The following is a 2,041-nucleotide window of genomic DNA, read 5'->3' as shown; positions in this document are numbered from 1 at the left end:
GTGAGGCAGAGGAAAAGGAAAAGACAGCGAATCAGAGCTTTTGTCTAACCCTGCGTTGCAGTTGACGGCGGGGGACTGTGCGGTGGTCAGAGTTTTGTGGTCTCTCAAAGTTTTATCTTGCTATCAAACTTTTGTGGTAATTCTCCCCGCCGCACCTGAAACTTTATCGTTAGACATAAGGTGGAGCGTATTATCGCGAATATCAAATCGAGATATCCACATTCCATAGAAATGAAAGGGAAAGGTCAATGCATATCATTACTCGAAAACGGTTGAATGAATTTGCAGAGAAACATCCTGACGCCAAGTCGGTTCTTCAACATTGGTATGGTTTGATGAAATCGGGACGGTTTCGTTCGTTTCCAGAATTGCGTGCAGTCTTTCAGGACGTTGACCAGGTAGGAAAATTGACCGTTTTTAATATTGGCCGCAAGGTGCGTCTAATTGCAGCCATCCATTACAATCGACAGAAAGTTTACATTCGTGCTGTATTAACGCACGACGAGTATAATAAAGGTTTATGGAAGGAGTAACCTATGGTGGTAGAAATACAAACAGCGGAACGCGTCTGGCCAACACTCGCACCAGTCGTATTTGCTCCGCATACGGAGAGTGAATATCAACGACTTGTGGCTTTACTTGATGCTTTGATTGATGTGGTAGGCGAGAATGAAAGTCATCCCCTATCTTCGTTGATGGAAGTGATTGGTGTGCTGATTGAAAAGTATGAGGACGAACATGTCCCGGAACTGACAGAGATATAGCCATTGAATCATTTGTAGAGAATAGTAAGAGAATTCTAACGAATCGTTGCAGTTGACGGCGGGGGACTGTGCCGTAGTCAAAGTTTTGTGGTCTCTCAAAGTTTTATCTTGCTATCAAACTTTTGTGGTAATTCTCCCCGCCGCACCTGAACTTTATCGTTAGGAGGAAAAAATACAATGAAAGAAATTGTGGCCAATCAAAATTTGGTAGCATATTGTGGTCTTTATTGTGGTGCCTGCGGGGCGTATCTTAGAGATAAATGCCCCGCTTGCCACGATAACCAAAAAGCACAATGGTGCAAAATTAGATCATGCTGTATTGAGAATCAATACTCATCATGTGCTGACTGTAAAGAATTTACAAATCCTAATGAGTGCAAAAAGTTTAACAATATTTTTTCTAAAATCTTCGGTTTAATATTCAAATCTGACAGAGCAGCATGTATTCAACAAATTCGTGAAATGGGAATCCAAGGCCATGCTGAGAATATGGCTCAATATAAGCGTCAATCAATTAAAAGAAAAAAGTGAGACGAAGAAATGGGTAAAACAAAATGGAAATTACCTCCTGTAGGCAAATGCTTCGATCATTTAGGAGGAAAACTTGCACCCATATTATTCAGACGCTTAATCGAAATGGAATGGATAAGCCCAAAAGAAGGTAAAAAGACAGTATTTGATGTTACAGAAAAAGGCAAAAAAGGATTCAAAGAAATATTTGATATTGATACTTCACAAATAGACTTGTAATACCTCCTAACGAATTAAGAATTTGTGTGGAGCAACGCCGATACACAAGTCTGGGTTGAACTAACGCAATGGGGTATTATTTGGAATTTGAATAAAAGGCTATTTTGGATTTGGCGGGTTTAGTTGTCTATTTTTGAGACTTCTATAGTCCGCTTTAATCCAGGTGTGAATGATTTTAAGCCGCATAAATGGAATATTATCTGTTTTTGTTTCCCTATTTGAGCTCTTCACTATGTTGAATTCTCTTCTATTTTCGGAATTTAGACATACCTCTCCTACCACACAAAAGATTACTTTTCTGCCTCAGTTAATTAAGTCTCCAAAATAAACAGGTGGTGGTTTCATAAATAGGGAGGTCCCCTTTTCTTTGGTCGTAATTCCTCAACTACTACCATTACATCGGATGTTCCACTGTAAAACAAACACTCCAATAGAGCTGAACATCTGTAAAATCAACAAGTTTGGCGACATGAACATAGCTTCTTTCTACTGACTACATTCGCTCCTAAGTGAGGAAGTGCTTTAGG

The 2,041-nt window shown here is 39.6% G+C and carries 4 protein-coding genes; all 4 read left to right on the top strand.

Annotated elements, in window-relative coordinates; genetic code table 11:
• Positions 1 to 248: 248 nt before the first annotated feature.
• The gene (locus AB1414_19945) at positions 249 to 533 is read left to right on the top strand and encodes a type II toxin-antitoxin system HigB family toxin (GenBank protein ID MEW6609685.1); all 285 of its coding nucleotides are present in this window, start codon (positions 249 to 251) and stop codon (positions 531 to 533) included.
• Between the two features lie 3 nt (positions 534 to 536).
• Positions 537 to 764: a hypothetical protein gene (locus tag AB1414_19940; protein MEW6609684.1), complete on the top strand. Its 228-nt coding sequence runs from the start codon at positions 537 to 539 to the stop codon at positions 762 to 764.
• A 177-nt stretch (positions 765 to 941) separates the two neighbouring features.
• Positions 942 to 1,295 (top strand): DUF3795 domain-containing protein, encoded by a 354-nt coding sequence (locus AB1414_19935; protein ID MEW6609683.1) that lies wholly within the window; start codon positions 942 to 944, stop codon positions 1,293 to 1,295.
• A gap of 9 nt (positions 1,296 to 1,304) precedes the next feature.
• Positions 1,305 to 1,514 (top strand): hypothetical protein, encoded by a 210-nt coding sequence (locus AB1414_19930; GenBank protein MEW6609682.1) that lies wholly within the window; start codon positions 1,305 to 1,307, stop codon positions 1,512 to 1,514.
• The last annotated feature ends 527 nt before the right edge of the window (positions 1,515 to 2,041 follow it).

Source organism: bacterium, assembly GCA_040755795.1.
Taxonomy (GTDB): domain Bacteria; phylum UBA9089; class CG2-30-40-21; order CG2-30-40-21; family SBAY01; genus JBFLXS01.
The sequence above is the reverse complement of the archived record's forward strand: the minus strand, read 5'-3'. Positions and strand labels throughout refer to the sequence as shown.

Excerpts from the sequence above, each read along its gene's own strand:
- AB1414_19930 (MEW6609682.1), top strand. The coding sequence starts at position 1,305 with ATGGGTAAAACAAAATGGAAATTACCTCCTGTAGGCAAATGCTTCGAT.
- AB1414_19940 (MEW6609684.1), top strand. The coding sequence starts at position 537 with ATGGTGGTAGAAATACAAACAGCGGAACGCGTCTGGCCAACACTCGCA.
- AB1414_19935 (MEW6609683.1), top strand. The coding sequence starts at position 942 with ATGAAAGAAATTGTGGCCAATCAAAATTTGGTAGCATATTGTGGTCTT.
- AB1414_19945 (MEW6609685.1), top strand. The coding sequence starts at position 249 with ATGCATATCATTACTCGAAAACGGTTGAATGAATTTGCAGAGAAACAT.